This window comes from Halalkalicoccus sp. CG83, from assembly GCF_037081715.1.
Classification (GTDB): Archaea; Halobacteriota; Halobacteria; order Halobacteriales; family Halalkalicoccaceae; genus Halalkalicoccus; species Halalkalicoccus ordinarius.
Window position 1 is genome coordinate 31,142 of sequence record NZ_JAZDDH010000004.1, and the last position, 25,156, is coordinate 56,297.

At 53.6% G+C, this 25,156-nt stretch carries 23 protein-coding genes and 3 pseudogenes; 13 read left to right on the forward strand and 13 right to left on the reverse strand.

Going from position 1 to position 25,156, the window contains the following annotated elements:
• Nucleotides 1-556 precede the first annotated feature (556 nt).
• Nucleotides 557-979 (forward strand): VOC family protein, encoded by a 423-nt coding sequence (locus V0Z78_RS18540; protein WP_336346169.1) that lies wholly within the window; start codon nt 557-559, stop codon nt 977-979.
• Between the two features lie 361 nt (nt 980-1,340).
• Here V0Z78_RS18540 and V0Z78_RS18545 read toward each other — a convergent pair whose 3' ends face one another.
• Entirely contained in the window at nt 1,341-1,799 is a 459-nt protein-coding gene (locus V0Z78_RS18545; protein ID WP_336346170.1) for a DUF4870 domain-containing protein, read from the reverse strand.
• 328 nt (nt 1,800-2,127) lie between these two features.
• On the opposite strand from V0Z78_RS18545, the gene V0Z78_RS18550 reads away from it, so the two are divergent.
• Nucleotides 2,128-2,667 carry a DUF7342 family protein gene (locus tag V0Z78_RS18550; protein ID WP_336346171.1) on the forward strand — a complete coding sequence of 180 codons (540 nt, stop codon included), beginning with the start codon at nt 2,128-2,130 and terminating at the stop codon, nt 2,665-2,667.
• Between the two features lie 1,060 nt (nt 2,668-3,727).
• Here V0Z78_RS18550 and V0Z78_RS18555 read toward each other — a convergent pair.
• The 3 genes from V0Z78_RS18555 to V0Z78_RS18565 form a co-directional block, all read right to left on the reverse strand.
• Nucleotides 3,728-4,582, reverse strand: a complete 855-nt coding sequence (locus tag V0Z78_RS18555; RefSeq protein ID WP_336346172.1) for a DUF5798 family protein — start codon at nt 4,580-4,582, stop codon at nt 3,728-3,730.
• Nucleotides 4,583-4,800: 218 nt separating this feature from the next.
• Complete coding sequence (locus V0Z78_RS18560; RefSeq protein ID WP_336346173.1) at nt 4,801-5,556, reverse strand: hypothetical protein; 756 nt, start codon at nt 5,554-5,556, stop codon at nt 4,801-4,803.
• A 617-nt stretch (nt 5,557-6,173) separates the two neighbouring features.
• On the reverse strand, nt 6,174-7,022 hold the full coding sequence (locus V0Z78_RS18565) for a geranylgeranylglycerol-phosphate geranylgeranyltransferase (protein ID WP_336346174.1): 849 nt from the start codon (nt 7,020-7,022) through the stop codon (nt 6,174-6,176).
• Between the two features lie 104 nt (nt 7,023-7,126).
• On the opposite strand from V0Z78_RS18565, the gene V0Z78_RS18570 reads away from it, so the two are divergent.
• From V0Z78_RS18570 to V0Z78_RS18595, 7 genes and pseudogenes are all read left to right on the forward strand, one after another.
• Complete coding sequence (locus V0Z78_RS18570) at nt 7,127-8,251, forward strand: transcriptional regulator FilR1 domain-containing protein (RefSeq protein ID WP_336346175.1); 1,125 nt, start codon at nt 7,127-7,129, stop codon at nt 8,249-8,251.
• A 55-nt stretch (nt 8,252-8,306) separates the two neighbouring features.
• Nucleotides 8,307-9,017 (forward strand): annotated as a pseudogene (locus V0Z78_RS19175) (cytochrome P450).
• 128 nt (nt 9,018-9,145) lie between these two features.
• A complete protein-coding gene (locus tag V0Z78_RS18575) occupies nt 9,146-9,334 on the forward strand; it encodes a hypothetical protein (protein ID WP_336346176.1) in 189 nt (62 codons plus the stop codon).
• 1,914 nt (nt 9,335-11,248) lie between these two features.
• Nucleotides 11,249-11,554, forward strand: a complete 306-nt coding sequence (locus V0Z78_RS18580; protein WP_336346177.1) for a hypothetical protein — start codon at nt 11,249-11,251, stop codon at nt 11,552-11,554.
• A 233-nt stretch (nt 11,555-11,787) separates the two neighbouring features.
• Nucleotides 11,788-11,970 carry a hypothetical protein gene (locus V0Z78_RS18585; RefSeq protein ID WP_336346178.1) on the forward strand — a complete coding sequence of 61 codons (183 nt, stop codon included), beginning with the start codon at nt 11,788-11,790 and terminating at the stop codon, nt 11,968-11,970.
• A 95-nt stretch (nt 11,971-12,065) separates the two neighbouring features.
• Entirely contained in the window at nt 12,066-12,317 is a 252-nt protein-coding gene (locus V0Z78_RS18590) for a MarR family winged helix-turn-helix transcriptional regulator (RefSeq protein WP_336346179.1), read from the forward strand.
• 921 nt (nt 12,318-13,238) lie between these two features.
• Entirely contained in the window at nt 13,239-14,990 is a 1,752-nt protein-coding gene (locus V0Z78_RS18595; RefSeq protein ID WP_336346180.1) for an asparagine synthase-related protein, read from the forward strand.
• 733 nt (nt 14,991-15,723) lie between these two features.
• Here the strand turns inward: V0Z78_RS18595 and V0Z78_RS18600 are convergent.
• Together V0Z78_RS18600 and V0Z78_RS18605 are read right to left on the reverse strand one after the other, a co-directional pair.
• Nucleotides 15,724-16,284, reverse strand: a complete 561-nt coding sequence (locus tag V0Z78_RS18600; RefSeq protein ID WP_336346181.1) for a TATA-box-binding protein — start codon at nt 16,282-16,284, stop codon at nt 15,724-15,726.
• A 103-nt stretch (nt 16,285-16,387) separates the two neighbouring features.
• On the reverse strand, nt 16,388-16,555 hold the full coding sequence (locus V0Z78_RS18605; protein WP_336346182.1) for a DUF1931 domain-containing protein: 168 nt from the start codon (nt 16,553-16,555) through the stop codon (nt 16,388-16,390).
• 926 nt (nt 16,556-17,481) lie between these two features.
• Here V0Z78_RS18605 and V0Z78_RS18610 point away from each other — a divergent pair.
• The 3 genes and pseudogenes from V0Z78_RS18610 to V0Z78_RS18615 form a co-directional block, all read left to right on the forward strand.
• Nucleotides 17,482-17,733 carry a hypothetical protein gene (locus tag V0Z78_RS18610; protein WP_336346183.1) on the forward strand — a complete coding sequence of 84 codons (252 nt, stop codon included), beginning with the start codon at nt 17,482-17,484 and terminating at the stop codon, nt 17,731-17,733.
• Nucleotides 17,730-18,214: pseudogene (locus V0Z78_RS19180) on the forward strand (nucleic acid-binding protein). The gene V0Z78_RS18610 and the pseudogene V0Z78_RS19180 overlap by 4 nt, the downstream one beginning before the upstream one ends.
• A gap of 300 nt (nt 18,215-18,514) precedes the next feature.
• Nucleotides 18,515-18,760: pseudogene (locus V0Z78_RS18615) on the forward strand (DUF790 family protein); the annotation flags it as partial.
• 125 nt (nt 18,761-18,885) lie between these two features.
• On the opposite strand, the gene V0Z78_RS18620 reads toward V0Z78_RS18615, so the two are convergent.
• The 6 genes from V0Z78_RS18620 to V0Z78_RS18645 all read right to left on the reverse strand — a co-directional run bounded on the left by V0Z78_RS18620 (nt 18,886) and on the right by V0Z78_RS18645 (nt 23,997).
• Complete coding sequence (locus tag V0Z78_RS18620; protein WP_336346184.1) at nt 18,886-19,632, reverse strand: YihY/virulence factor BrkB family protein; 747 nt, start codon at nt 19,630-19,632, stop codon at nt 18,886-18,888.
• Between the two features lie 339 nt (nt 19,633-19,971).
• The gene (locus V0Z78_RS18625) at nt 19,972-21,150 is read right to left on the reverse strand and encodes an inorganic phosphate transporter (protein ID WP_336346185.1); all 1,179 of its coding nucleotides are present in this window, start codon (nt 21,148-21,150) and stop codon (nt 19,972-19,974) included.
• A gap of 154 nt (nt 21,151-21,304) precedes the next feature.
• The gene (locus V0Z78_RS18630; protein WP_409338769.1) at nt 21,305-21,682 is read right to left on the reverse strand and encodes a hypothetical protein; all 378 of its coding nucleotides are present in this window, start codon (nt 21,680-21,682) and stop codon (nt 21,305-21,307) included.
• Nucleotides 21,683-22,163: 481 nt separating this feature from the next.
• Nucleotides 22,164-22,850, reverse strand: a complete 687-nt coding sequence (locus V0Z78_RS18635; RefSeq protein ID WP_336346187.1) for a hypothetical protein — start codon at nt 22,848-22,850, stop codon at nt 22,164-22,166.
• Between the two features lie 179 nt (nt 22,851-23,029).
• Nucleotides 23,030-23,794: a hypothetical protein gene (locus tag V0Z78_RS18640; RefSeq protein ID WP_336346188.1), complete on the reverse strand. Its 765-nt coding sequence runs from the start codon at nt 23,792-23,794 to the stop codon at nt 23,030-23,032.
• Entirely contained in the window at nt 23,788-23,997 is a 210-nt protein-coding gene (locus tag V0Z78_RS18645; protein ID WP_336346189.1) for a hypothetical protein, read from the reverse strand. Before V0Z78_RS18645 ends, V0Z78_RS18640 begins: the two co-directional genes overlap by 7 nt.
• 185 nt (nt 23,998-24,182) lie before the next feature.
• Between V0Z78_RS18645 and V0Z78_RS18650 the strand changes: the two genes are divergently transcribed.
• Nucleotides 24,183-24,419 carry a MarR family transcriptional regulator gene (locus V0Z78_RS18650; protein ID WP_336346190.1) on the forward strand — a complete coding sequence of 79 codons (237 nt, stop codon included), beginning with the start codon at nt 24,183-24,185 and terminating at the stop codon, nt 24,417-24,419.
• Nucleotides 24,420-24,542: 123 nt separating this feature from the next.
• On the opposite strand, the gene V0Z78_RS18655 is transcribed toward V0Z78_RS18650, so the two are convergent.
• Complete coding sequence (locus tag V0Z78_RS18655; protein ID WP_336346191.1) at nt 24,543-25,100, reverse strand: TATA-box-binding protein; 558 nt, start codon at nt 25,098-25,100, stop codon at nt 24,543-24,545.
• Between the last annotated feature and the right edge of the window lie 56 nt (nt 25,101-25,156).

A 25,156-nucleotide genomic window follows, 5' to 3' on the forward strand; every position in this document is an offset into this window, starting at 1 on the left:
CTACGGCGTGTGATTCAAGGAGAGCATATCGAGGTGGATTGTCGGTACGGAGTGAGGCGAGTTGCGTTTCAAGAGTGGCCACCTGTGAACCATCCGGTGCCATACTAGCCAGTTTGTGACTGATACTTACTATCATTTACTGAATAATCGATGTTCTGTAGAACGTTGGCGAGGATTGGTCTCATCGAAAGTCGAAAGATCTTTGTTGGGAGTTACCAAGGGCCGAAGTGCAGCGGGAATAGCTGACGTCGTCGTCATTCACCCCCCACAACGCACGGCTCAGAAGCACCAATTACAGCGCACAACTGCCATGGTTGGATCCGATCCCTCATCCCGCTGCTGTTACTCCGTCAACTCCAACTCTCCAAAACCCCTGAATAGAGCAATCCCTAGACATGCAGTGTGCCATCGCTAAAGTGGGAAGTATCCCACTTGGCACTTGGTACCATTATCGAGAGATGTCTTTCCGGACAGGACGATTCTCACTCGGCCATTCCTTCTGAACGGTAACTATAGCTTGTTTCCGGACGATCTGTCGAACGCATACCAGTCAATCATGGAGCCACGAATCACCGTCATTACAGTGGGAGTTAGCGATCTAAAACGGTCACTCGAGTTTTACCGCGATGGGTTAGGATGGCCGACGGAAGGTATCGTTGGCACCGAATTTGAAGGCGGAGCTGTTGCCTTTTTCCCATTACAGAATGGCTTACAGCTTGCTCTCTATCCGAAACAGCAGATTGCGGCAGACGCGAATGTCGATGAAACGCCATTGAGTTCTACGGAGTTCACTCTCGGCCATAACGTCACGTCGAAAGAAGAAGTCGAGGACGTGATCAGGACAGCAGAAAAAGCAGGGGCGAAAATCACCGATCCACCCCGTGACCGTGACTGGGATGGATACTCAGGGCACTTCACGGACTTGGACAACCATCTCTGGGAAGTGGTCTGGAATCCGCAACTCGAAATCGAAGAGTAAAGACACTCACCAGCACAATTTCGCCTATTGTACTATTCACCACGTCAAGCTTCGTTGCTGAGTAAAGGCTGTTTGCGCCCCACTGTTTCGCTAACCGATCTACGTGTCAGAGACTCTGTCAACCATATTTAATTAATAGAGTTCCAATTAGATCTATTCGGCAGAGTGTGCTCGTGATCCCTGGCTGAAGACTCCTCAGGGGGAGCGGTTGTACTTGAGAAGAGCGGATCCCAGTAGTGGGTAGAGTCACCTGATACTGCTTTCGTCGACTCGATCAAATTTTCACACCGTGAATAACGAAAAGACGTTCGTTCACCTATGGTCTGACCGCCATTCCAATTCGTACGGAAGAGAGGCGGTTTCAGAGCAGGTACTGCTCTGCGATTTTGGTGACGACTGGGAGACGGGTGCGCTTCCCGCGGAACGCCGAGATCATCGTGTAGAGCCAGACGCCGATCGCACCGAGCCAGATCGCGAGTCCGATCAAGGCCATTCCAAGGCCGAACAGCAAGCCGATCATAGGAACGCCATCGAGGGCGATCGAGCCAACCGTGCTGATGAGGCTGATACCGATCCACGTAGCAATCACGACGGCTGAGAGCACAATGCTCTGAGCAGCGTGATAGCGGGCGAACTCACTGTTCTCCTCGAGGAAGTACACCAGTAACCCACTGATGAATCCGAAGAGATACGAGAGAGCACCCAGCGTGTTCTCAGCCAGTCCCATGCTCGTCTCACCGACCATTGCATCGCCAGTTATTGCCTCTGATTCCGCCAGTTCCGACTCTCCGAGATATTGCTCGGCTGTCCTCGTCGCCATAATTATTCCTCACACCTATATGGTTCTCTAAGTATATAAATATATCTATAAAAGTGTTCTGATACATGGATAATTGAACTGCTTCTCACCGAGCGACAAGCCTGAACGGAGAACTCACGATCTAGTAGTAGTTGACCTTGTGTACCGGAGAATCTTGTAAGGGCGAAGAGGGTTGCACAAGATTTGCCGAGTACTACTTACATCTTCTGCACCACTGGCGACCCAAGCGGGCGAGTCATTGGAGCAGTTCTGATTCATTGGGTGCTGTGAAGACGATATATATCCATTTCGGGAAAGATATATCGCCTTCCCGCTTGAAACACTGTGTATGAACAAGGGGACGTCCCGCGACGGCGATGCACGTGCACGCTGGCGAGAAGAACGGACTACCTTTCAGCGCGTCTATGACGTCATTACGGGGATCACCGACTTCGCGACCGCAACGGAGATCGGCGAGCGTGCGGATTGTTCGGCTGACGGCGCGCGTGGCGCCCTTGCACAGCTCGTTGAAATGGGAATCGCTGAGCAGCGCACCGGCCGCCCGAGCGAGTATCGACGGAATGAGTCGTACTGGCGCTGGAAGCGAATCGAAGCACTCGCACGCGAGCACTCCGCTACCGAACTCCGTGAGGAAGTTGACGCACTCCTCGAGGAAGATCAGGCCTTCCAAGAGCGGTTCGCCGCAGCAGACCCGGACGCCATTTCTCCGACGGTGTTTGAGGAGATTGACCACGAGGCAGTCCACGAGCGGTGGGACGCACTAACCCGGTGGCGAAGTGTGCGTGAAGACCTTGAAATCCTCCAACAAGCGATTCATCGTGCCGAGGGAGATACCGAAGGGCGAACGGGAACGTCGGCGTCAGCGTAGCGAGAGGATCTGGATGCCTACCGATAACAATGAAGACGCCCAGACTGGTGACTCACATCCGGGAGGCCGCCTCGATGTGCCAACACTCCAGACGCTCGCTCAGCGTGCTGGGACGCATCCTCTCGTTGACGACTGGGCATTTGACCCGTCGAGCATGTCACCCCGTCTCTTACAGCTCTATCTTACCGAGAGTGCGTACCCCACGGACGTCGTGACCGCCCGTATTGACGTCCGCTGGTTTGTCACCAGCGACTACTCATTCCACTATCTCGAAGAGCGCGAGGGTGAGTGCGAGGTTGATCGGTACCAGTGTCGATGGGACCGGCATCCGAAAACGACTGCACCGCGAACACATATCCATCCGCCGCCAGACGCTGGCGACGCTGAACCGTCGTCACTTGCTCCACATCACCTAGATGTACTGTTTACCGTCCTCGATTGGGCGAGCGAGCGCGTTGAACACCTCCATACTGAGTCCGAACACAGTCGGTAATCGTCTACTTCCCAGGTTCACAACGATGATCCCACGGCTCGCGTCATTACTCGTAGTTCCACGACACGCAAGACTGCGTCTCGGTGATGTTCAGTGACGCGGCTCACAAGGATCGTACTGTATTCCTTGTACCGCTGGTAGCTCTATCGGCAGGGATCTCACACCAGTACTATCTGCAGGCCATGCGCAAGACAGGGGCCAGAGGGGCGGTTCGGCCCCGGATGTGATCGAGAGTACCATGAGAGCAAACGCCTCTAGCGTGACTCCCAGACGCGTATACGGGATGCTATAGCATATCATTTTGGGTGGTCACCTTAGAAACGTACCAAGACGAAGTGATACTGTTACATAGATTCAGACAGCAAGGGTAACAGAAGTACGGCCTCCACAGACAGTCGTTGTCGGTAGTGGGGCCTCCAACGAGGGTCTCTGGCTAGTGCCGTCAACAGCCGCTCAAGGAACGTACCCGCTAGTAATCGTACCGTACTAGCAACCGCGTTCGTGGGGTTTGGATAGGTTCGTGTTAGAGTTTGAACCCGTTCTCACGGGGAGTAGCGTCCGGCGACATCACTCACTACCGACGTCAGCTGTCTCCGGTGAATTCGTCTCAAACGTGGTCTCACCCGGAATCTCGGATTCCTCCGGGAGGACGACACGCCGCTCCTTGTACGACAATCCATCCTTCCGTCGGTTCTTTCGTTTCACGTACAGCCGATCCTTGGTGAGGTCGAGCAGTGCGTCGATCGTTCGGCCGGCGAGCTTCTGGCTGTACTCTTTGTTCACACCCGGCTCGTTGTGCCGAAGCCATTGGGCAAGCTCGCCGGCGTCGACATACTCGCGAACGCCGTTGCAGCCCTGCTTCCAGAGCATGCTTTGCTCTTGTTCGTGATCGCGCCAGACCTCCGCGGCAAGCCGCACGGGCTTCGAGGACGCTGCCGAGTGCAGCATATCGTCGTCCATACGCGCAAGCTGCTGGATCGGCAGTAAGTCACCGGTCGTGAGTGCAGGTTCGCCACCCCGATTCAGTGGATCCTCACCGCCGGGAATACGGGCGTAGGTCTCGCCGTCGTCCTTGGTGAACTTCTCGACGCGATCCGTATCAACCTCGAGTGTTTCGACGTTGGGTTCGACGTGATCCCAGCGTAGATGCGCGTTTTTCTCGAGTTCGCGCGATTGGAGTTCGGTAAGCATCTCACGGGTGCCCCCTGCCTTCCGACGAAGCGCTTCGAGCAAGGCGTCTTGGCGTTCAACTGTGCCTTCGAGGTCCTCGATGCGCTCGTTTTTGCGTTCGACCGTAGCTTCGAGCTTGTCAACGCGCTCAGTGAGCTGATCGAGTCGGTCACAGACGGTCTCAAGCGTCTGGGTATCGCTGGTAGAACGGTCGAAAGCGGTGCTGTCGCTGGGAGATTCAGTCGTGTTCATTGGAAATGCGGTGTGGTGTGCTGTCGCACGTGGGGACTCGACTGGCTGGCGTGGCTTGCGGTACCGATTGCTGAACCAGTGGTGGGGCAGATGCCCCGTCGCAGCCGAGTACTCGGCGGTCAATACGCTCTGGTTGAGAGGGACGATAGACGGGATTCTCGACGGGTGCGCTGACCGGTCGCGATCGCTCGTCGAGCGCCCGCCCATCGTAGCGCGGGTTACTCCTGGGAGGGGCTGGTGTGTGCCTGAGCGCTCGTACCCGTTATGAAACGTGTGGCCGGCTGGGTGTCGGTGGTCGCCGGATCGCCGTCAGGGTCAGTCTCTGCAGTAGCGTCGGTCGGCGTACCCGTCCAGGCCCTGATGTGCTGTGGCCAAGCACTCAGTTTGATCTCAGTCGTGCAGTGTGGACAGGGACGAGTCTCCTGTTCACCTTGGCGTACAATCTGGCAATTTCGGCCGCGACGGGCAGTATGGGCTTTGGCATCGGCGAGTGAGATGGCTGTGTACTCAGCATCACCCCTGCAGTTGCACAGTGGGTGGCCGTCACCATCGTCGAGGTGATAGATCGTCTGTCCGGGGCAGTATGCGTCGCTGATGAGGGCTGCGAGTGCGTCGTTTTTGTTGTCGTCAGGGGTGTCGACGGTGCCTTCGCTCGGGAGACTTGTGGCGATCAGGTGGGGTTCGTGAAGGGTGTGGTATGTGGTTTGGGTTCGGTCATCCAGCGTACGCGTGAGTCGAGCTTGGAAGAGATATTCACTCGTCTCGCGTGTTGGGGACGGAATCCCGTTCGGAGCGCAGTCAGCGCAGTAAAGCCGCTCAAGCGTGTAGGTCGCAGCGTCCTCTGGCTGGATCGCATAGATGATGCAGCGCTCGCCTGCTCTCACCGTCTGATCGCACTCGGTGCATAACGCGTCAGTAGGGAGTGGGGTGCCGGCGAGCAGTTGGGTGGTGTCGGAGTCGATCTTGATCTGCATCAGGCGGTCACCTCTCTGGTCGGAATATGTCTGCTATGGATTGCTGGGGTCGCTAACGAGAGAGTTTCGTGAGTGGGGAGATCATCAGCGTCATCGCTACCGTACCGAATTGATTCCCTCGCAGTCTGTGCTGGGTTGTCGATTGGTCCCGTGAGAAAACCTTTATTCCCAGGGTACCGTTGTGTTGGTGGCGTCATTGTGATTGCAGGTGTGGTAAACGTGTCGTCTACCCAACCGATGGAAGCTACACACTGACGTCCTCCGCCGATGCAAGGGGACCACTCACAACCAAGGTTCCAAGTTGAGTGTGAATGGCCCCCTCACAAGCGGAGTGAGTCTCTGTGCGCTGCTCCATTCGTTGAGTAACTACTCTATTCTAACCGCCCGCGACTGAGGTTAGGGGCTAACGAAACCTGTCGTAGTATGCTACTTCGATTTCCGGAGTGGATCTCGACCATCCATCGTAATCCAGGCGCTAGAGGGCATATAATTTCATCCGTGTTTACGGTGTCAACCCCCGTGAAATACACATACTGTAAATTATGTGTATTTGGAAACAGTCGTATCGGTCAAGCATTGTATTGTGATTAGTAACAACGATATAAAAATATTATATCCTACAACACTGTTGCTACCCGGCCAACAATGAACGCTGCAGCTGTCAGAAACGTTCCGTATTTTAAAAATGATTGTCCAGCAGCTGGTTCAGAAAAGCTGACATACCCAGCATACAGCATTATCAGAGTTGCTGGGAGAACGACCAAGAGATACGGCATTCCGAGTGTGCCGAGAAGATATGGAAGCGGTGTCAGTATAGCCATTAGGCAGAGAAATACCGCTGCGCTCAGGAGTGCTCGGCGCTCTCCAACCACGATTGGTAGTGTCTTCAGGTCTTTTTCACGATCTCCAGTAATGTCCTCAACGTCCTTGATTACTTCTCGAGAGAATGTTGCTAATGCTGCTAGGACGAACAGTATTCCAGGGGCCGTAAGATCCTCAACAGCTGCGCCGCCGAATAAGAACGCACTCCCGCCAAGATATGCTATAGCAGCATTCCCGACGCCTGGTAGTCCCTTCAAGACAGGCGTGTATGCCACCAGAAGGCCAATATTTATGACTGCTATTGCGATTGCCACCGGCGATAAAGTAAGAGATAATCCTCCAGCCACGGCAAATAGAATTGCGCTAAATAGGAGTGCGGTTTGAGGAGTAACCGAGCCACGCGGAAGCGGCCGTTCCGGATTCGTGATTTGATCGATCTCTCTGTCGAAATAGTCGTTAACCGCGTTGCCTGCCCCTGTTGCCAGAATCGTCACAAGGGTTGCAACGGCGATGGAGTCAGCGCTACCGACGATGCCGCTCCCTTGAGCGACAAACGCGCCGGTAAACGTCAGTATCCCAGCGACGATCGTATTTACTGGTCGGGTGAGGTTGAGTAACCCACGAACGCGCTCATCAACCGGCATCCAATACTACGAGGGTTTCTTGATTGAGGCAAAAAGGCAATCGAAGTCAACTGATCGTTTCGTATCGTGGTGTTATTTACACGCCACCAAAAACTGATTCTATAATGGAACGTGAGTGTATCCCGTTGGCTGCACTCGAGGATGAGCGCACAGCTACAAATCCACTCAACGATGAGCAATTCGTTGTTCGTGAAGCGATCAACGAACTCATCGATTCGACGTGCTTGGATATACTCCGTGTGCTTGATGGAGACGCGTCAACGCCAACGGGCATTGAAAACCAAGGGATCGTTTCCCGACAAACTGCCTCAGAGCACCTCTCAGCATTCGCACGTCATGGGCTCATCAATCAGAAAGCATCAGCACCGCTCGAATACACCCTCACATACGGTGGTGTATTCGTCCTAGAAGCCGTCGAAGCATGTCTTGAAGAACTCTCTCGCGAACAGCTTTCATTTCTCACCCGGTCACCTCGACCGCTTCAACTGTTGCGGACGCTCAGAACACGGCCTGCAACGCGAAGCGAACTCACAACATCCGGTGAGGATTCACCATCCAGCGTCACGATTTGGCGTGCCTTACAAGCGTTTGTAGATTACGGCTGGTGTGAGACGGAATCCGGCTCGTACTCGCTTATCTCAGCCGGGAAACAAGCCCTAGCTGCATACGAAGAGTTGCTTGTACTGGGTGAGCAAGCAATCGAGAAGGCTCCGTTCTTACAACGTCTCTCAACGACCTGGGGCGATTTTCCCACACATGCTCTTACAGATGCGGAGATCGTTGCATCGGAACCAGCATCTCCTGGTCTTGTTGTAGAGGCCGCACTCAAGCTCTGTGATCCTCAAACGCGACAATTTCGTATTCTCACGTCTGTGTTCAATCCAACAGTGTTTGCTGGGTATCATAAGTTGCTCAAGCTGGGCGTGGTCTTAGAGCCGATTGTCGATGCATCGGTCTACGAGACGATTTGTGCCAATGACGACTTCCACTATCTCCTAGATAATTCCAAATATGAGCGTTATACGCTGTCTCGGCTTGAGGAATCGCTCACGCTTGGTATCGGACTCTATGATGAGCGGAAAATTGCTATCGGCGCATACAATGAAGTCGGTGAGGGCAACCATATTGCCGTTCTCATTAGTACACACGAAGATATGGTTGAGTGGGGAACGAAGGTGTACCAGACATATAGAGAACAAGCTCTCCCTCCGGATGAATCAGATTACTGAAACGTGTTAAGGATCAAATTCAGGGATAGCGTGTTGAGAAGGTTCCCGAATAGAAGTGTTACTGCGCCGGACCACACTAGTCGATGAGGACGGAGACCAGCCACCACAAGATATGCTGGCCTTGCTACTGCGTGTGGAATCCAATCCGGAGGTTACCTACTCGGAGAACCAGATTCGTGATGAGGTTGCGACCTTCCTCATTGCAGGACACGAAACGACCGCGCTCAGTCTCACGTATACCCTCGGCCTTCTTGCGCAGCATCCCTCAATTCGAGATCGCGTACGAAGTGAGGCCGAGAGTGCGCTTGGTGACGAACAGCCACAGTATGAGCATCTAACGGAGTTGCCCTACACTAAACGTGTCTATCGGGAAGGGTTGCGCCTGTATCCCCCGGCGTGGGCAGTCTTTCGGCAGGCAAGCGGGAAAGCTCGATTAGGCGAGTACACGGTACCGGCTGGATCTGCGGTGATTCTTCCCCAGTGGTCCGTCCATCGGGACAAACGGTATTTCGATAATCCCACATAGTTTGATCCGGCCTGGTGGGAGCGACGGTCTCCCAATTCGGTGAGTGCGTATTTCCCGTTTAGTACGGGGCCTCACTCGTGTATTGGCTCACAGTTCGCACTCTCAGGGGCGACGCTGTCGCTTGCTCGTCTCACGCAAGCGTTTGATATCGACGTTCCTGCGGCTGAGTTGCGAGATCTTCGTCCAACACCGACGCTTCGGCCCCAGGGTGGTGTGGCGGCCACGATTGAACCACGCTGACATAGGTAGTACGTTCGTTCGACGCCGTTCGCTGCGGAGAGATTGATTCAACGACATACTACGACCGGGCTGCCGTCTCTTTTAGAGGTGTCCGAAGCATTATGTGCGCTATGACTGGATGACTAGCTATGACTGAACAGTTTGATCGGCCCGGTGTCGATCTCGTTCTCAAACTTGGCGAGCGTAACACGCCTCGATCGTGTGTAGCCGATGGCTGTGACCAGGACGCCAATTATTACGTTCTGACTGATAACGTGCTCTCAGAGTACGCCTGCGAAGAGCATCTTGAGGGGACAATCGAGCGGGCCCAAGCCTGAGATCCGTTTTGGCCGGAAATGAAAGCGGGGTCCAAGAAAGCTAGTTTGTGCTGTATGCGTTCCTGCTCATCTTAAACGGGATCCCTGTGGTAGTATCCGAGGTCACCAGGCGGATCTGGGCAACTATGTACCACCGCTGGTTTCGAGGAGAGCAGCGATGTCGCGACAGATAACGACTGCTCGGATGGTACTCGAAGCGGAAGAATCCGATGGTGGTGCAATGATGACACCCTCTGAGGTTTCCTCATAGATGAGATCATACGACTCACGAAGGTGCTGAGAGACGCTTCTGAGTTCGTCAGCATCCATGGAGAGAAGGGTCTCCTGAATTGGCTGTGGAGCTTCTAACTCTCCGGACGAGGGTCCCTGTGGCATTTGTTGTCCGTATATTACCGCCGAATACTAATAAATGATTTCTATCCATTGCAAGCAGTACTTCGATCGTGGCAGATCAATAGATTATTATGAGAGTTGCATATGCCAGCAGTAATCTCATAATCCTCAGCTAATAGTACACAGTTTGATACTGAAGAATGAGTCACCGGTGTACAGAATGCGACTGGGTAACCGATGAGGACACACAGACCGATCCGAGTACCGCTGCGATTCACCATTACGTCGAAACCGGACATGCTGTTGAACGGGGTGCGTCAGTCACAGAGTCACCGACACCGCACCCTGACGACCAGTCCGAACGGCTCATAAAGTAGTGAGCACGCTGTAGCGGTCGGCGATCTGCTCAGGGAGCGCACAGATCCGCTCTAAGGACATCCTGGTCGACTGTGAGAATATTATCGGTTGCCTCACTAGTCGTGTTGTCTGGCGACGATTCGAGTGCCTGGATCGATGCTTTAATGTCGTCTTATAATTGACAATTGGCTTAAGAGAGAGGAGGAGCGTTTTATTCTGCAGCAGTCACGCGCGCGAATTTGAATGGTCTCTGCAAAACGTACAGTACCCGGTGAGTCTGCTCCGAACGCCGCTCAAGCGATCGCCACAGGCCTCACACCGGTCAGTTAGTAATGATAACGGGTACATATGTGAGAAGGAAGGAAGCGAAACGATGGCCGGTCAAACCCTCGTTGCTTCTGACATCGGAATTGAGTCCCGGTATAGGCAGCATATGAGTTCTGTTCCTAAGACTTTACTTTGTCTACTCAAATCATGCACTCACCTGAAGGAATAGCACGCGCGCAGAGTGTTACCTAAGTATCGAGGAGCTGTACAACCGGTCGTAGTGGAACCCTCGGCAACTGAGGGAAATGACAGTCAGAATATATACGCTCACTGAAGAAGACCAAGCACTCGTTGAAGGATGGTAAACGTGCAGACTGTCTTGGGTAAGGTAATCACCTTCTTCTCTAAGCATAGTACAAGAAATCGCCACGACATTTCTAAGGATCGACCACAGCGAGGGGTACGCTCCTGCCGAACCAGACACGTATGGTATGTTTATCTAAGGTTTTCTCGTGAGTCTAATTTTAATTGGAGAAATAGGGCTGCTTGCGGATCAGAAACGCATGACTGAGTGGTAAGAGAATCCCGGCCGCAAATGTGGGCTTTGGGTGGATGCGGCCAGGAAGGCGTAGTGCCGCCTCCACAGGGCGACAGTTGTTGGTTCTGAGGCACTCATTTGTAGGCTTTTTTATTAGGGAAATCCGCCCTAAGGCCCGTTCCTATGATTTAAGTCATGTGACGACATAGCATGACCTGCGACCCTCATTTCAGTTGGTCGCTATCACCGTGTGAACACCAACCTCTCTGAATCAGATTACTAAAAGTTACGTGTAATTCCCAGAACACCGATTTAACAGCAGTAAAGGACCCTATGTGAGGTTGGATTGGCCAGTATTGTTGAGACGGACGGGTGGGAATACCAAACACTAACTTCTAGAGTGGCATGGGAGCAAACCGATGATCGACCGACTAGAGAAAGAAGTTGGCATGATCGAACGGAATTTAGATCTCTTGGCGAGAATTATTGAAAATGAGCCAATCGGGATCGTGAAATTGTCGAACCAGAATGGGTATGAACATCATGAAGTCCGCTACTCACTTCGGGTCCTCGAAGAAGACGGAATCATTGAGCCCTCTAATCAAGGAGCTATTACCACTGAGCATACGGAAGAGTTTGTCAGTGATCTTGACGAACGACTTGCGACGCTTGCAGACAGACTCGATGCGATGAAATTCGAGGATCATGCCGAGAGCAACCCGTAAGGAATCGTCGAGAATTCTGATGAGAGGATGACCCATACTCTCAGTACCAGCTAAACGCACGTACAGCCGGAATCAAGAGCGGCTGCGTTTGAACTGTACCTATTGAGTAATCTAATCACGTAGAGAGTTCATTTATCACCGCTTTCGTTACGGAAATAGAGAGCGTAAGTCACGAATCAGATATTCCATGACCGAACCAGGAGATTCTTAGTCAGTTCTGCTCAAGCGGTCTTATGCAGTTATCGCTGTTTGAAGCTAAAACCGGGGTACTCCTGGGAGTTGGTCTGTTTATTACGGGGATCAGTGGCGGAATCACCCTCCACGAGTCACTGTTCCCGTTTCTGGCTCTTTTCGGTGTCATTGTTACCCTGTTTTCAGCAGTGATTTTTGGAGTGATCATCCCGCTGGTGGGGTAACAAAACACGCTTGGAGTAGACTCTCAGTCATTTCAGCGTCATTTGCGGATAAGTGAGTTTAACACAACGGTAGCTAGAGGAGATAGCAGCCCAACGTGCCACCAAGCGAGCAGACGGACGCAGTGAGGGACCTTTCACCGAGTGCCAAGCTCGTCTATATCGTGCTCGTAGAGAACGGACAACTCACCCAGCAGGGAATTGCCGAGGAGTCGTATCTACCTGTTCGGACGGTTCGCTATGCAGGCAAGCAACTCAAAGAGATCGACGTTATCGACGAAGAAATTAGTATTCACGATGCACGACAGCGTGTATATTATCTCACAGCTGACGATCGGGAGGGTTCCTGAGTGATCAGAACTCACCGATTGACCAACGCATGAACGAACCCCAAGACCGCCAAGAGCTACACGCTGCAGTTGCGGGCGGTCGGTACCGACAGCTTCGAGCATAGATAGCTGCACTTACTCAATCGATCGGTACGACTATTGGCAATCCAGGGTAGATAGCATGGGGAGTTCCGTACCACTTCTTCGACAAACGTCTTCCCAGAGTCATAGCACCCATACTCGATCAGACTACCTCTGCTGAGTAGCGAAGTTGATTATGTGTGTTAAGTGTTATCTCCACCCATCTCGTACAGTCAGTATGAACCTTGTGGCTAAATTCACACGAGGACTTCTCCCTGAGAGATCCTCTCGAACACACGATGGGACATATTACTGTCAATCGTGTACTGTATCATTCAAATCACCAGACAAGTGGTGCTCTGGGTGCCAGTCAACACTGATCAGAGAATCCGATACACGATGTGAGAGCTGCGGGTCAATTCTGTTCGATACACGCCGCCAACACTGTCCACTCTGTGAATCAACCGATGTTGACCAACTGGAGTGAGTAGTCTCCCTATGAGACAGGAGGAGATTTGGGTGTGGGCGCTTTTCTTCTGCGGCGGTCCAACACCGCTTGATCGCTCTGCTATCAATGACGGGTCCAGCAGGGCCTTCTCGGCGTAATCTTGAACGTCACGAGCGATGAAGCGCATGCGTTCTTGGTTGGCAGTGAGTTCCGATCGGCGACGTTCAGACCCAGGCCGAGTCACCATCAATACTATGAGTCATCTATAACTAGATACAATTCAGGAGAACCTTCCTGTAATGATAACGTTCACTATCTGCTGGCCAAGAGAGAACGTATCCTACAGGTGATCAGAGATCTGAAATCCAACAGCGGACGGTCGACCACACTATGATTAGCAAGCAACACTATACATGAACAAGGAATTGTTCGGTGTCTTTGGTGATCGCGCTGAATTCGAGCGGTTGCGTTCGGGGAAGGAGTTTGACGTCATCGTTGATGGCAAGTGTAGCACAGTCGGGATCCGAGACCCACATCTCGATCTCCCAGGGCGGAGTGCTACATATACGACTACACACGGCGCCTGCGTCATCTGGGGCGAAGCACATATTCCTGGCTCCGGCTCTACCACAACGAATGCCGCCCGTTGGCTGCTTCATCACTACCCCGAGCATGGAATGGACGCAGTCTCCAACGTAAGCGGCTCCTATCTCGTGTTTCTCGAGTACAACGGACACGCACAGCTCATCACCGATCCAATTCGATCATGGGAGTGTTTCTATACTGACGACCCTGGCAGTCGTGTCTTCGGCACCGACGCCATGACCGTCGCCAGATCACTCAGTGATCCCTCGATCGACAGTCGGGCGCTCACTGAATTTCTTCATATTGGAACCGTGCTCGGTAACCGAACGCTGGTTACCGGATTGGATCGTGTTCCACTTGATGGAGGAATCACTGCGTCGACTATTGAATCGTATCAGCGATTCAGTTACGACCCCCAGTCGTTCGATTACGCTACGGAGCTGGCAGCTCGCCTGCAGCGAGCAATCCGTCGGCGCGCTCACTATCCTGGACGAAAGGGACTGTTACTGTCCGGTGGCTATGACTCCCGGACGATTCTGGCGTGTCTCCCCGAGTTGGACCGCTGTTACAGTATCGGGGAGGTAGACGATCGGGAGATGCGAGTTGCCAGACGGATCGCCACTCAATATGATCTCCCTCATATTATTTTAGAATCGAATAGCCGCTATATTCGGCCAACGCCTGGGAAAGTGCGCTATTCCCAGATGATCAAAGAGTCGCTCCACATCCATCATGCTGGGTATACTGACGATATTACCGTTGAGACGATCTATCATGGGCTGCTCTATGATACGCTCTTCCGGGGCTACTACAACAAGCCCACTGGCATGTCTCTCCTCGGGAAAGAGCTCCCGATCGGCAAGAGTAGTCAGCCGGAGGACGTGGTTAGCGCACTCTTGGACCAGCTGCGTGATGTTTCGGATGACGATACACTCGCGACATGTGCGAGTGATGTCTTTTGTGACCTCGATGGTGGCGATCCTAGTGCGCTCATCCGCGAGAGTATTGCGGACGAATTTGCGAACTGTGCGACGCGAGCCGATTCGGTGTACAATCAGATGGCGCTGTTTGCCATCCGAAACCAGCCTGCGAAAGCATCTCGCATCCACCTCGCGGATAATTATCTCGAAGCACTCATCGCAGCCGATGCCGAACTCCTCCTCTGGCATCTCCAGACACCACCGGAACACCGATCGACGGAGACCTTTCTGCAGGCAATGCGCCAACTTGATTCTGATATCCTCCAGCATGCGCCGCCGGATCGGCCACACGATAGTTATGCACTGAATCAGCTTGAGCGGTTCGTCCGGCGAAAGCTTCCCTACGTCGAAGCATTCCAACATGCGTGGCCTGATCGGGAGGTGAGTTACGAGGAATGTCGCTTGGATCAGCATCTGTTTCCCGACACTCCCTCGGTTCATCAACTTCCAGCACGAGAGAAGTTGCGGATAAACGATGCTCGGCAGTGGATCCACTGGATCAACGAGAACAGCACGACTCCACAAGTCGTCGGTTCAGAGGATGATCGTCCTCCATCTTCCCTCCGTGCTCTTCTGGATGTAATTTGGGGTCTCCTGTGATAGGAATTGTCGTCTTCTTCACTGTCACCACGGCTCTACTGGGATGCGATCACGCTCACGAGAGTGGTTTTCGGGGTAGTGACTAGCTGAAGGTAGCGGGAAAGACGTTTCGCGGTTACGATGCTGGTATATTTCTAGATCCACTAAGAGAGCTACAATAGTGGAACGGCAGAGATAAGTAGATAAGAGAAATCCATGTCACAACCTATCTTCGTCCAATGTGTTCATTGCAATCGGATTTATTCAGCAATCCGCGATAAGACTGGAAGAGTGTGGACAGAGACTACAGAAGGCTGTCCAGAGTGTGGAGAGAGACAGATTCGGGTCATAACAGGTCAAGGTGCGACTACTTGAGAGACCATCCCACTACTTGGAGTCCTGAGTCGTTATCTTCGCTTCTGAGGGCTATCCCTGCCTCAATACCCTTGTTGAGAAGGGACTTGTAGCTAAAACTCAACGAGATCCCCAAACTAACAACTACGAGTTGACCGACTGCGGTAACCATGAGATCGAAGTACATCTCAACTGGAAACTCTCATCTATTCCCGACGAATTGAAGGCCGAACTCACCGATATCATTCCGGAGTCTCACTCCGGGTAATCTCCTCCTTGCGACCTGCTGATTACTACCAGAACGCATCAATCTCTTAGAGGAATTCAGCTTAGCGCGGGATATGTACAGTAACCACTCGAAGAATCATGTGTTCCTCGTTGTTCGAATGCGCGAACGGTCTCACTCAAGCATTCCCAATTCGGTGAGACGCTTAGTGACGGTGTCCAGTGCTTGGTCGATATCATTACGCGTCTGTGCACCTGTAATGATGAGCTTCCCGCTGCCGAAGAGCAAGAGGACGACCTGTGGATCATCCAACCGGTAGACGAGTCCAGGAAACTGTTCAGGTTCGTATTCGAGATTTTCAAGGCCGAGTCCGATAGCGATAGCATTGAGATGTAACGGCTGGCCCAGATCTGCATTGCTAACGATGTTCTGGACGGTAACGTCGGGTGTTTCGGGAACCGTGATGCCGAGCTCTCGTAATGCATCAACGACCTGAGCGAGAGAAGCGTGAAGGGCATCTTCGCTCTGTGCGCCGGCCGTCACGATCTTCCCCGAGCGGAAGATAAGTGACGTCGCAGCCGGCGCCTCAGTCCGATAGATGATACCCGGAGACCGTTCGGGAGCATAGTCGGCACGAGGCAGATCGACCGCGACACGTTTTAATTCGAGTTCCTGACCGATTGCTGTAGAACCGACCACGTTTTGAATCTGGATTGTGTCGGTTGGTGGGTCCATGTCGTGTTATGTTCAAGATCCGTGTGGATACAGCGAGTATGCGTCGTGACCAGTGGTAGTCGTCAACGCACTGCGCGCTCAGCTCATGCGAGCGATCTAGTCACTAGAGATCACGCGGTTGGACGGTGCTGCGGTCATTGGCCTCGGTTCGCCGGGCTGCATCCTCCAAGAGTGCTGCTACTTCCGCATCAAGTGCATCATAGAACGCTTTCGACACCTGGTAGCCATCCAGTGTATTCTTCACTCCCGATTTGACGAGCAGATCCGTCATACTAGTCTATTTTCATGATAGTTATATAAAGATGCGCGAAACTCAATGCCCAGAATTCCGTCTCCATCGGTGTAGCGACGAACCTGTCAATTATTAGTTTGGGAGATCCAACGATACATGCGTTAACATCGAGCATAGTTGATAGACGATGACGGCACTGTATCCCCCCTACTCACTCGCTTCGCTCGCTCGTTGAGGAAGGGGCCTTAGCGCCTGCGGTTAGGTAATCCGTCGCGCACCGAGGCGTTCCAGCAGACACTCCACAGCTGGTCGAAGCCTGTTTCGAGATGCTGATTCACGTGCGCAACTTCCCGATTCTCGACGGCCATTGCCATGAAGATGTGATATACTTTCGAAGCCAGAACCGGTGAAACCGTTTCTCCCCACGCTACTACTCCTAAACCAGGAGGAGGCTGCTCGTAGTTGGTACTACAACGGCCCGGCTTGCCCGGAGTGGGTGTTGCGGACTATTCCAGTTCGTATTGTCTCGGTGTTAGGACATCACGCTCTGTGCGGGGACATGCTTGTTCGCCCGATCACAACGATCGTGACAGCGATTAACCGCCTCGAGATCGACAACGACGGGCTTCTTCCGCGACGTTTCGTCTGCTTAACCTCGTCTTTGCCGAGCTTCTCTAGGAAATTCATGGCCTGAGCCGCAGTTTGTATATGGGGCTTTGTTCATTCCATGATAGTAATCGACTTTGCAATAATGCACTATTGATCTCAAGGCCAGCAGGCGCTTTCTCGGCGTAGTCTCGAACGCTGCGAGCGATGAAACGAGCTCGTTCCTGGTTGGAGGAGAACGCGTGCCTGACGACAGTCGGGAGCGAAAGGAGTTTTCTCGTCAGGGTTGGGATACCAGCCGCCCGGGTGAGACTCAGGCACGGATTTAAGCCTATTGCTATTAAACACGATACTACAATATGGCCGCCGAACTCTCCGAACGAGTCCGCGAAATCGCACAAGCACGTGGACTCTTCGAGTCAGCGGTCTTCGAACAAGCGCTTGAACGTGGACTCGAATCGATCTGGGAGGACGTCGTTCTCGAAGCCTACTTTGCAGGAGACCTCTCAAAAGCAGACACGATTGATCGTCGCGGACGAGCGAAAGTCGAGCGAGCAGACCGCAAACGAGCGGTTGTTAAAGAGGACGTAGCATGGGGTCTTAACGGGTGAGTACCGTTGCGGTTGCTGATACAGGCCCGCTGATTCATCTCGCAGAGATTGATGCCTTAGCACTACTGGAGACGATCGACGAGCTGCTCGTTCCGGACACCGTCTATGAAGAACTTAGAGCAGGCGGACTCCCGACAGGATTCGATTAAGACAACTCGAGTACCAGCAGAGACCGCTTCGATTGACGACCACCAGTTAGTAGTTAGATCCAGGCGAAAGAGCCGCTCTTGCGGTCGTCACTGCGCACAATGCGATTTTACTGACTGATGATCTTGCGGCTCGCGATGCAGCAACGTCGCTTGGCGTTGAGGTCCACGGATCGATCGGGATTATTGCCCGTGGATACGCAGAGGATCGTCTCGACCAAGAGGAAGCGGCTACGTTGATGCGAACGCTCCAGCATGAGACGAGCCTGTTTCTCACTGACGCCGTCGTTGAACAAGGGATTGCGTTACTCGAAGCAGACAATAACGAAGAGTAGAGACAAACCCCATTCTCCATGGATAGCCGTTGTCAGGAGTGGAACCTCCAACCGGGGGGAGTAGGGTCCGAGGACATCACTCACCACCGACGTCAGCTGTCGCCGGGACGATTGTTTCACCAGGGACCTCTGAGTCCGCTGGAAGACGACACGCCGTTCCTTGTACGAAAGCCCATCCTTACGTCCGGTTCGTTGTGGTGGAGCCACTGGGCGAGTTCACTAGTATCGACGTATTCACGAACGCCGTTACAGCCCTGATTCCAGAGCGTGCTCCGGTCCTGGTGCCGGTCACGCCAGACCTCAGTGCTTGAGATCGTCGTATTCTGGACGCCAGAGTACCTTGAGAAGAAACTGGAGAAAATTCGGGCAGTGAATGCAGACAACCTGATCGTAGCGGTTTCAGAAAACCTGGACTGTAGCAGCGAGGATATTGCGCTCACGGATGACCGGGTACTTTGGTTCAAGACGGGGATCCACGTCTACAATGTTGTCGATCTGGCGGAACGGTATGCGGTTAAGTCACCGGCTAGGACCTCCAACAGATGATAAACCTCGCGGATACTTGATCGCAGTGACGGCACCTCCGTACAAAAGATAGGTTACCTCTCAGAGTTCGGATCTCGGTCAATCTACCAGCATGTGATCAGATATCACGGTGTTTTTGGAGGACTTTAATAGAGTACTGCGTTAATTACAGCGCCGAAAACAATAATCACCCCGCTGATGTAAAACCATGCAAGTAACAGGAGCACGCCACCTAGCACTCCGTACACCTCGTACTGGCTGGCGTGTGCGGCGTAGATCCCGAACAGTGTATTTAGAATTGCCCAGCTGACTGCCGCCACGATTGCTCCGGGGAGTGCGTCGACGAGAGAGTGGTCGATAGCCGGTAACAGATAGTAGATCGGCCAAAAGACCAATATGAGAGCGACTAGTACCGCTCCCGCACTTGCAAGTCCGATGAGCGGGAGGTCGGGGAGAACTGCGAACAGAACGCTGATACTGATCAGTCCGGTCCCGGCGATTAACAGCGCAAGAAACAGCATTGTAGCGGTCGTGAGCTGTGTGAGAACCGGCGGTGATAGCTCCGTCTCATATACCATCGAAATCGCGATCTCAAGACCTCGGAGAAGGCGAAACACGCTCCAGACGAAAACGAGGCCCGCTCCGACGATGACGCCCGTCCGTCCTTCGGTCTGTGTGATCGCATTACGAATCAGCTCTTGACTGGTCGGCGTCAGAAATCCCTGGGTCACAACCACGATCCGCACCGCGAGATCAGTCCCACCGATGGCCGAGACCACGATAAACGCAAACAGTAACAGCGGAATCAACGCGGCAAACGCGTAATAGGCAATACTGGCGGCCAGAAACGGCACTTCCTTTTTCGTCGCAAGGACAACTATCTCCCGAATCACAGCTTCAATGCGACTGAGTCCGCTGTAGGTCCGATGAATAAGTCGGGAACTCACGTGGATAATGTCCGTGTCTGCGTAACACTCACACAACAATGAATGCTTCGCAGCACATCTGTTTTCTCGTTCCTTCTGGTGATCTCATTGAAATCCGTAGCAGGATTTCTACCGAGTCAGCACGCCATATCTAGTAATGTTTGAGAATTTGTAAGCGTAACTATCGATTGTTCTGCTACTTCCTAGAAGGAGTACAGCTGGAAAAGACATGGGAGAAAGCTGCTTTCGTAGAAACTCCTATTTTCGCGGTCACTCTACATGAAAGGTTGGATCGATCGGTGGGGATTAGATCCCGAAGATGGGGACGAACCGAAAGGTCAGGTACGCTCCAAGGGTCGCGATCACCGGAACGAGGTTCTGCATCAGGATGATTCGGGCTGTCGTCGATGGGTCGAACAGGTCCGATGCCCTCGGAATCGTCGCGGGGTTCTCTTTGCCGATCGGCGGCAGCTCCTCGCCCACCTTATCGGCGGCAAGCGCTCCAACTGAGACCGTTGTTTGTTGTTTCCCGCGCACTGCCTCGGAGACTGTGAGCGGACGGGTCGCCCGTCCCCAGCCGAGGCCAATGATCGACATCGTGGCGATCACGACGAAGCTTGCGGGGATCCCGATCCAAGAGAGGAAGGTCACGAGCGTGGCGCTGACGGTCGCAACGACAATAGCCGCCGTCAGCGGGAGTTCGGTGAGGTCGTTGCCCATCGTCTCCAGAGTGCGACGAGCGATGGTGAACGTGCCGATGCCGACAGCCAGACAGCCAATAACGATGGCGGGGTTCATCTCAAGTGCACCGCTGCCGACCAGCGGAGCGATCGCGTTGGCGATGTTCGAGGTGCCGGAGCTGAACGCCATCAGACAGCCGATCGCGATGACAGTCGTCACGCCACCCAGCTCGCGCCGACTCGTGGTCGCGCTCGGAACGGGCACTGGGATGACGCGGGAACGATCGACCCGGAGGAGAGGTCCCACGCTTCGCTCCATCGCGACCCTCTGGTTGAGGTACGCGTAGAAGTATCGGCCGATGATCAACGATACCCAGAACCCGATAAAAGGAGCGACAATCCACCAGATGGCGATTTCACCCATCACTGCCCAGTTCAGTTCCTCGCCCGCGAGGCCGAGTCCCGCGATCGCGCCGACGGCCGTCATCGATGTCGAGGCGGGGACGCCGAAGAAGTTCCCGACGAACAGCGCCAGCCCGATGAAAAAGAGGACCCCGATGCTGGCCTCCAGCGTGAAGACGCCGGGATCGTGGACCAGTTCAGTCCCGAGTGTGTCGACAACCCGACGGCCGATCGTCCACGCGCCGATGAAGAAGAAGACGGTCATCAGGGCGGCTGCCCACGACTTCGAAATGGCGTCGGCGCCGACTGCTGGGCCGAACGCCGGCCCTGTCGTTGCGCCGCCAACGTTGTACCCGACGAAGATAGCGACGAGGACGCCTACGAGAAGCAACACGGTGACCATAACAATAGATTCGAATACGTATCATGTGGATAGATCCATAGGTGTTGTGTCGTCCTTCGTTATCGAAGCATTACCTGTGCCGTACGCTACGGATTGACAGTGGATGCTGCCGAGTTGCAACTCGTGACACGCTCGGTATCCTGAGGAGGCAGAATCACCTGTCTGACCGGCCTTGTCCGTCGCCCTTGGCTGTCTCTTCGATCATCTCCTTGATCTCGTCTTCTCGCGGGCGACGCTCGACACGCTGATTGACGGTCTCGACCTGGTCTTGAAGTGTACCGATCTGCTCCGTTACGGTCTCCTCAACCGTCCTTTCGACTGTTTCTTCGACAGCTTCTTCGACTGCTGTGGTCATCCAGTCCGGATCGAAGCGCGCCATCTTCCAGGTGACGTGAACCGCGTAGGAGATCAGCACTCCGAATCCGAAGGCGAGACCGATCTCAGTCCCTATCAAGATAATCGACAAGATGGAGACAAAGATCAACACCCCATACGTGAGATCGACAATGGCGTCAACGTGACGTGGATTCATTGATGGGAGAATTTCCTGGAAACGGTTGCTGGCGATTCTGGTTTTGAACACAGGGGATCTGGCTCCACGTGTGTCTCCTGAGCGAGTTCGTGTGTGACAGCATGTCGTTGATTGTTTTCAAGGAGGCTGGGGAGAAATCCTTTGGGTTAGATGAAGTGCTGGACTGGTCCTGATACCCTCAGACCGGCTTCAGCGGTATGGATTTTCGATGGTCGCCAGCCAATTCTTAAGCAGACAGCTGGTCAGAGGTGGAAGATCGGACCTTGTGCAACAACTCCTGTTGAGAAAGACACGGTGTTGCACAAGGTCGTATCTAATCACACCGTGGTGTGATCTACTCGCAAAGCCAGAACCGAAGAAAGCGTTTCTACCCACGCTACTACTACTAAACCAGGAGAGAGCTGCTCGTAGTTGGTACTAGGCCAGCCCCGCCTACGTCGGGTGGGTGTCGCAGCCTATTCCTGTTCGTGTTGTCCCAGTGTTAGGACATCACGTTCTTCGTGGGGACATGCTCGTTTGCCCGATCACAACGATCGTGATATCGGTCGGCTGCCTCGGGATCAACAACGACGAGCTTCTTCCCGCGACGTTTCGTCTGCTTAACGTCGTCCTTGCCGAGCTTCTCGAGGAAATTCATGACGCGGGCCACAGTCTGGGTGTGAGGCTTCGTTCCTTCTGCAGCGGTGAGTACCTTCGTAATCGTTTGACTATCGATGACGAGCCCAGCAGGAGCTTTCTCGGCATAGTCACGAACGTCGCGAGCGATGAACCGTGCCCGGTCCTGGTTAGTCGTCAATTCGCGGTCAGCGATCTGCTCGGGTAGGCCACAAATCCGCTCTAAGGGCGTCTCCGTAGTCTGTGAGGATGTCTCGCCGGCGTCCTCACTAGTCGCGTTGTCCGGCGACGATTCGAGCGTCTGGACCTGCTCTTCAACGTCGGTAATCCGCCCGCGAACGTCGGCGAACTCCGAGCCGGCGAATCGCTTGTACTCCGTGAGTTGTGCTTCGAGTTCCTCAATCCGGTCGTCTTTCTGTTCGACCTCGGCTTCGAGCTCGTCAACGCGCTCGGTGAGTTGATCAAGTTGCTCACAGACGGCCTTGAGTGTCGGCTCGTCGGTCGTCGCAGGCTGGTCGGTGGCGGTGCTCTCGGGAGTGGTGGTGTCGGTCATTGGAACAAGATGTCGCAGGTGAGACGATCGAGCCCGTCCCGTGGCTGGCGAGTGATTCGAACGCGTGGCTGACCAGGAGGGAGATGCCCTGGGTCTGGACACGGGGTGCTATAGGCGCGCCTCTCGACGGGCGTGCAACGCTGGCGCTGTGAGAGGACCCTGCCCATCGCTGGCGTGGGTTACTCCGGCGATTGCGAGCGGGTGTGAGCCTGAACGCTCAGGCGTGTCGTCGGGCTCGTCGTTCGCTGGGTGTCGGTGATCGCTGGATCGCCGTCGGGATCGGTCTCCTCGGTGGCGTCGGTCGGATCACCCGTACACGCCCGGACGTGTTGGGGCCAGGCACTCAGCTTGATCGCACTGCTGCAGTGGGGGCAGGGACGGGCCTCCTGTCCGCCCTGGCGTGCGATCTGACAGTTCTGACAGCGTCGAGCGGGGCGTGACTCGGCCTCAGCGAGTGAGACCGACGTGTACTCGGCCTCACCCCTACAGTTGCACAGGGGGTGGCCCTTGCCGTTATCGAGGTGATAGACGGTGGTTCCGGGGTTCTGAGATTGTTCGTCTCTGATAAGCGCCGAGGGCTCTTGGGGTTCGTCATGGGCTTCGGCTGTGCCCTCGCTCGGGGCACTTGTGTCGACGGCGTGGGGTTCGTGGAGCGTATAGAACTCGCTCTGGGTTTGGACGTCCAGTGTCCGGGTGAGTTGGGATTCGAGGAGGTGCTCGTTGAGTCCAAGGGTTGGAGCGGTGAGTTCCTCGGGGGTACACTCGCGGCAGTAGATTCGTTCGATGCGGAAGGTAGGGGCGTCCTCTTGTCGGGCGGCGTAGATCGTGGCCTGTTCGCCTTCTCTGAGGGTACGATTACAGCCCGTGCATTCGGGACTGTCGTCTTGGGTAAGTGTGGTGCCGGCGAACAGTTGGGCGGTGTCGGCGTCGATCGTGGTCACCATTGGTCGGCCACCTCGCACTCGTCAGCGTGGAAGGCTTGGCGGTAGAGGTCCTGCTCGCGGATGGATTCACGAGAACAGGCGGTACAGCGCCAGTAGGTGGTGGCGTTCGCGACCGTTGGGGGTTCGATGTGGGGACCGGTGATTTGGTGGTCGGTCTGTTCGGAGGCGATACTGTTTTCTGGGGTAGAGTTGCTAGTGCTCATTGCTTCTCCTAGGCGAGAAGCGCGGTCCGGTGCTACTACACCGGGCCAGATCGATTCTGGCGACACCACGCTTCTATAGACATATCACAGCGCTATACCCATAAGCTCTTTGCTTAGCAAAATGCTAGATTTTATTTAAACATATCGTCAGATACTATGTGAGAAGGATGACTAAGAAACCGATAATGGTAAACGCACACTATGAACCAAATGATGGAGAGGAAAAGATTTTGGAATTATTTAAAGAAGGGCGTGGAACTAACAGGCCATGGGGGCGTGCAAATCCAATGTATTTTCGTCAGAGGACAGATTTAGACAAAGGCCAGGTAGAATATTCTCTTTCTAATCTCGCAAAAGCTGGCTGGATTGTTCAGCTCAATAAGGGCGGTCTCTATGAATTTGTTGAGGACCCACGGCAATAAAGCAGAAAAACCGATAACAGATGTAATTCTAGAGAAACCCGCTTAGTCATCAGCTAGATGTACGCCTGTTGCCTAGCTATAGTTCAAGTTTGGCACTAAGTAAGCCCGAAAAAATCTAATTGTTTAGTCTAAACTATCATTTCTGAAAAGATTGTTAATATGCTCGTAGAGAGTTGAAAACGCATTCTTTGAAGAATCAATATCCTTGCCACCTGTGATTATAACCTTTCCCGATCTGAAAATGAGCAACACACAATTGTGATTTGGAGGCCGGTATACTATTCCTGGAAACTGTTCTGGCTCATATTCGGAAATCTCTAGTCCAAGATCGATAACGAGGGCATCAAGATCCAATTCGCGCCGGATGTCACCCATGCAGACGTAGTTCTGAATAGCAAACCAGTCATCGTCTGCGGCAGGAAGTATCTTGTGGTCGCTCAGGAGATTTAGCAAGGTATCACGAGTTGAATCAGCCTCTGCTTTAGAGTCTGCACCGGTGATAATGTACTTCCCAGTACGATATATAGTAACGAGGGGATATGATTCTCCCAGATGAATATACGCGCCAGGATACATCTCTGGGTCATAATCAACAATGTCGCTCAGTTCTTCTTCGATTGTCACTAGATCGAGCTCTAGGCCCAGAGATCCAGATGCGACGACATTTACGACTTTAATCATCCTCGATCATAGGTTGGAGGTAGTAACTTCTAATTTATAAATCTCTGATGATTCTA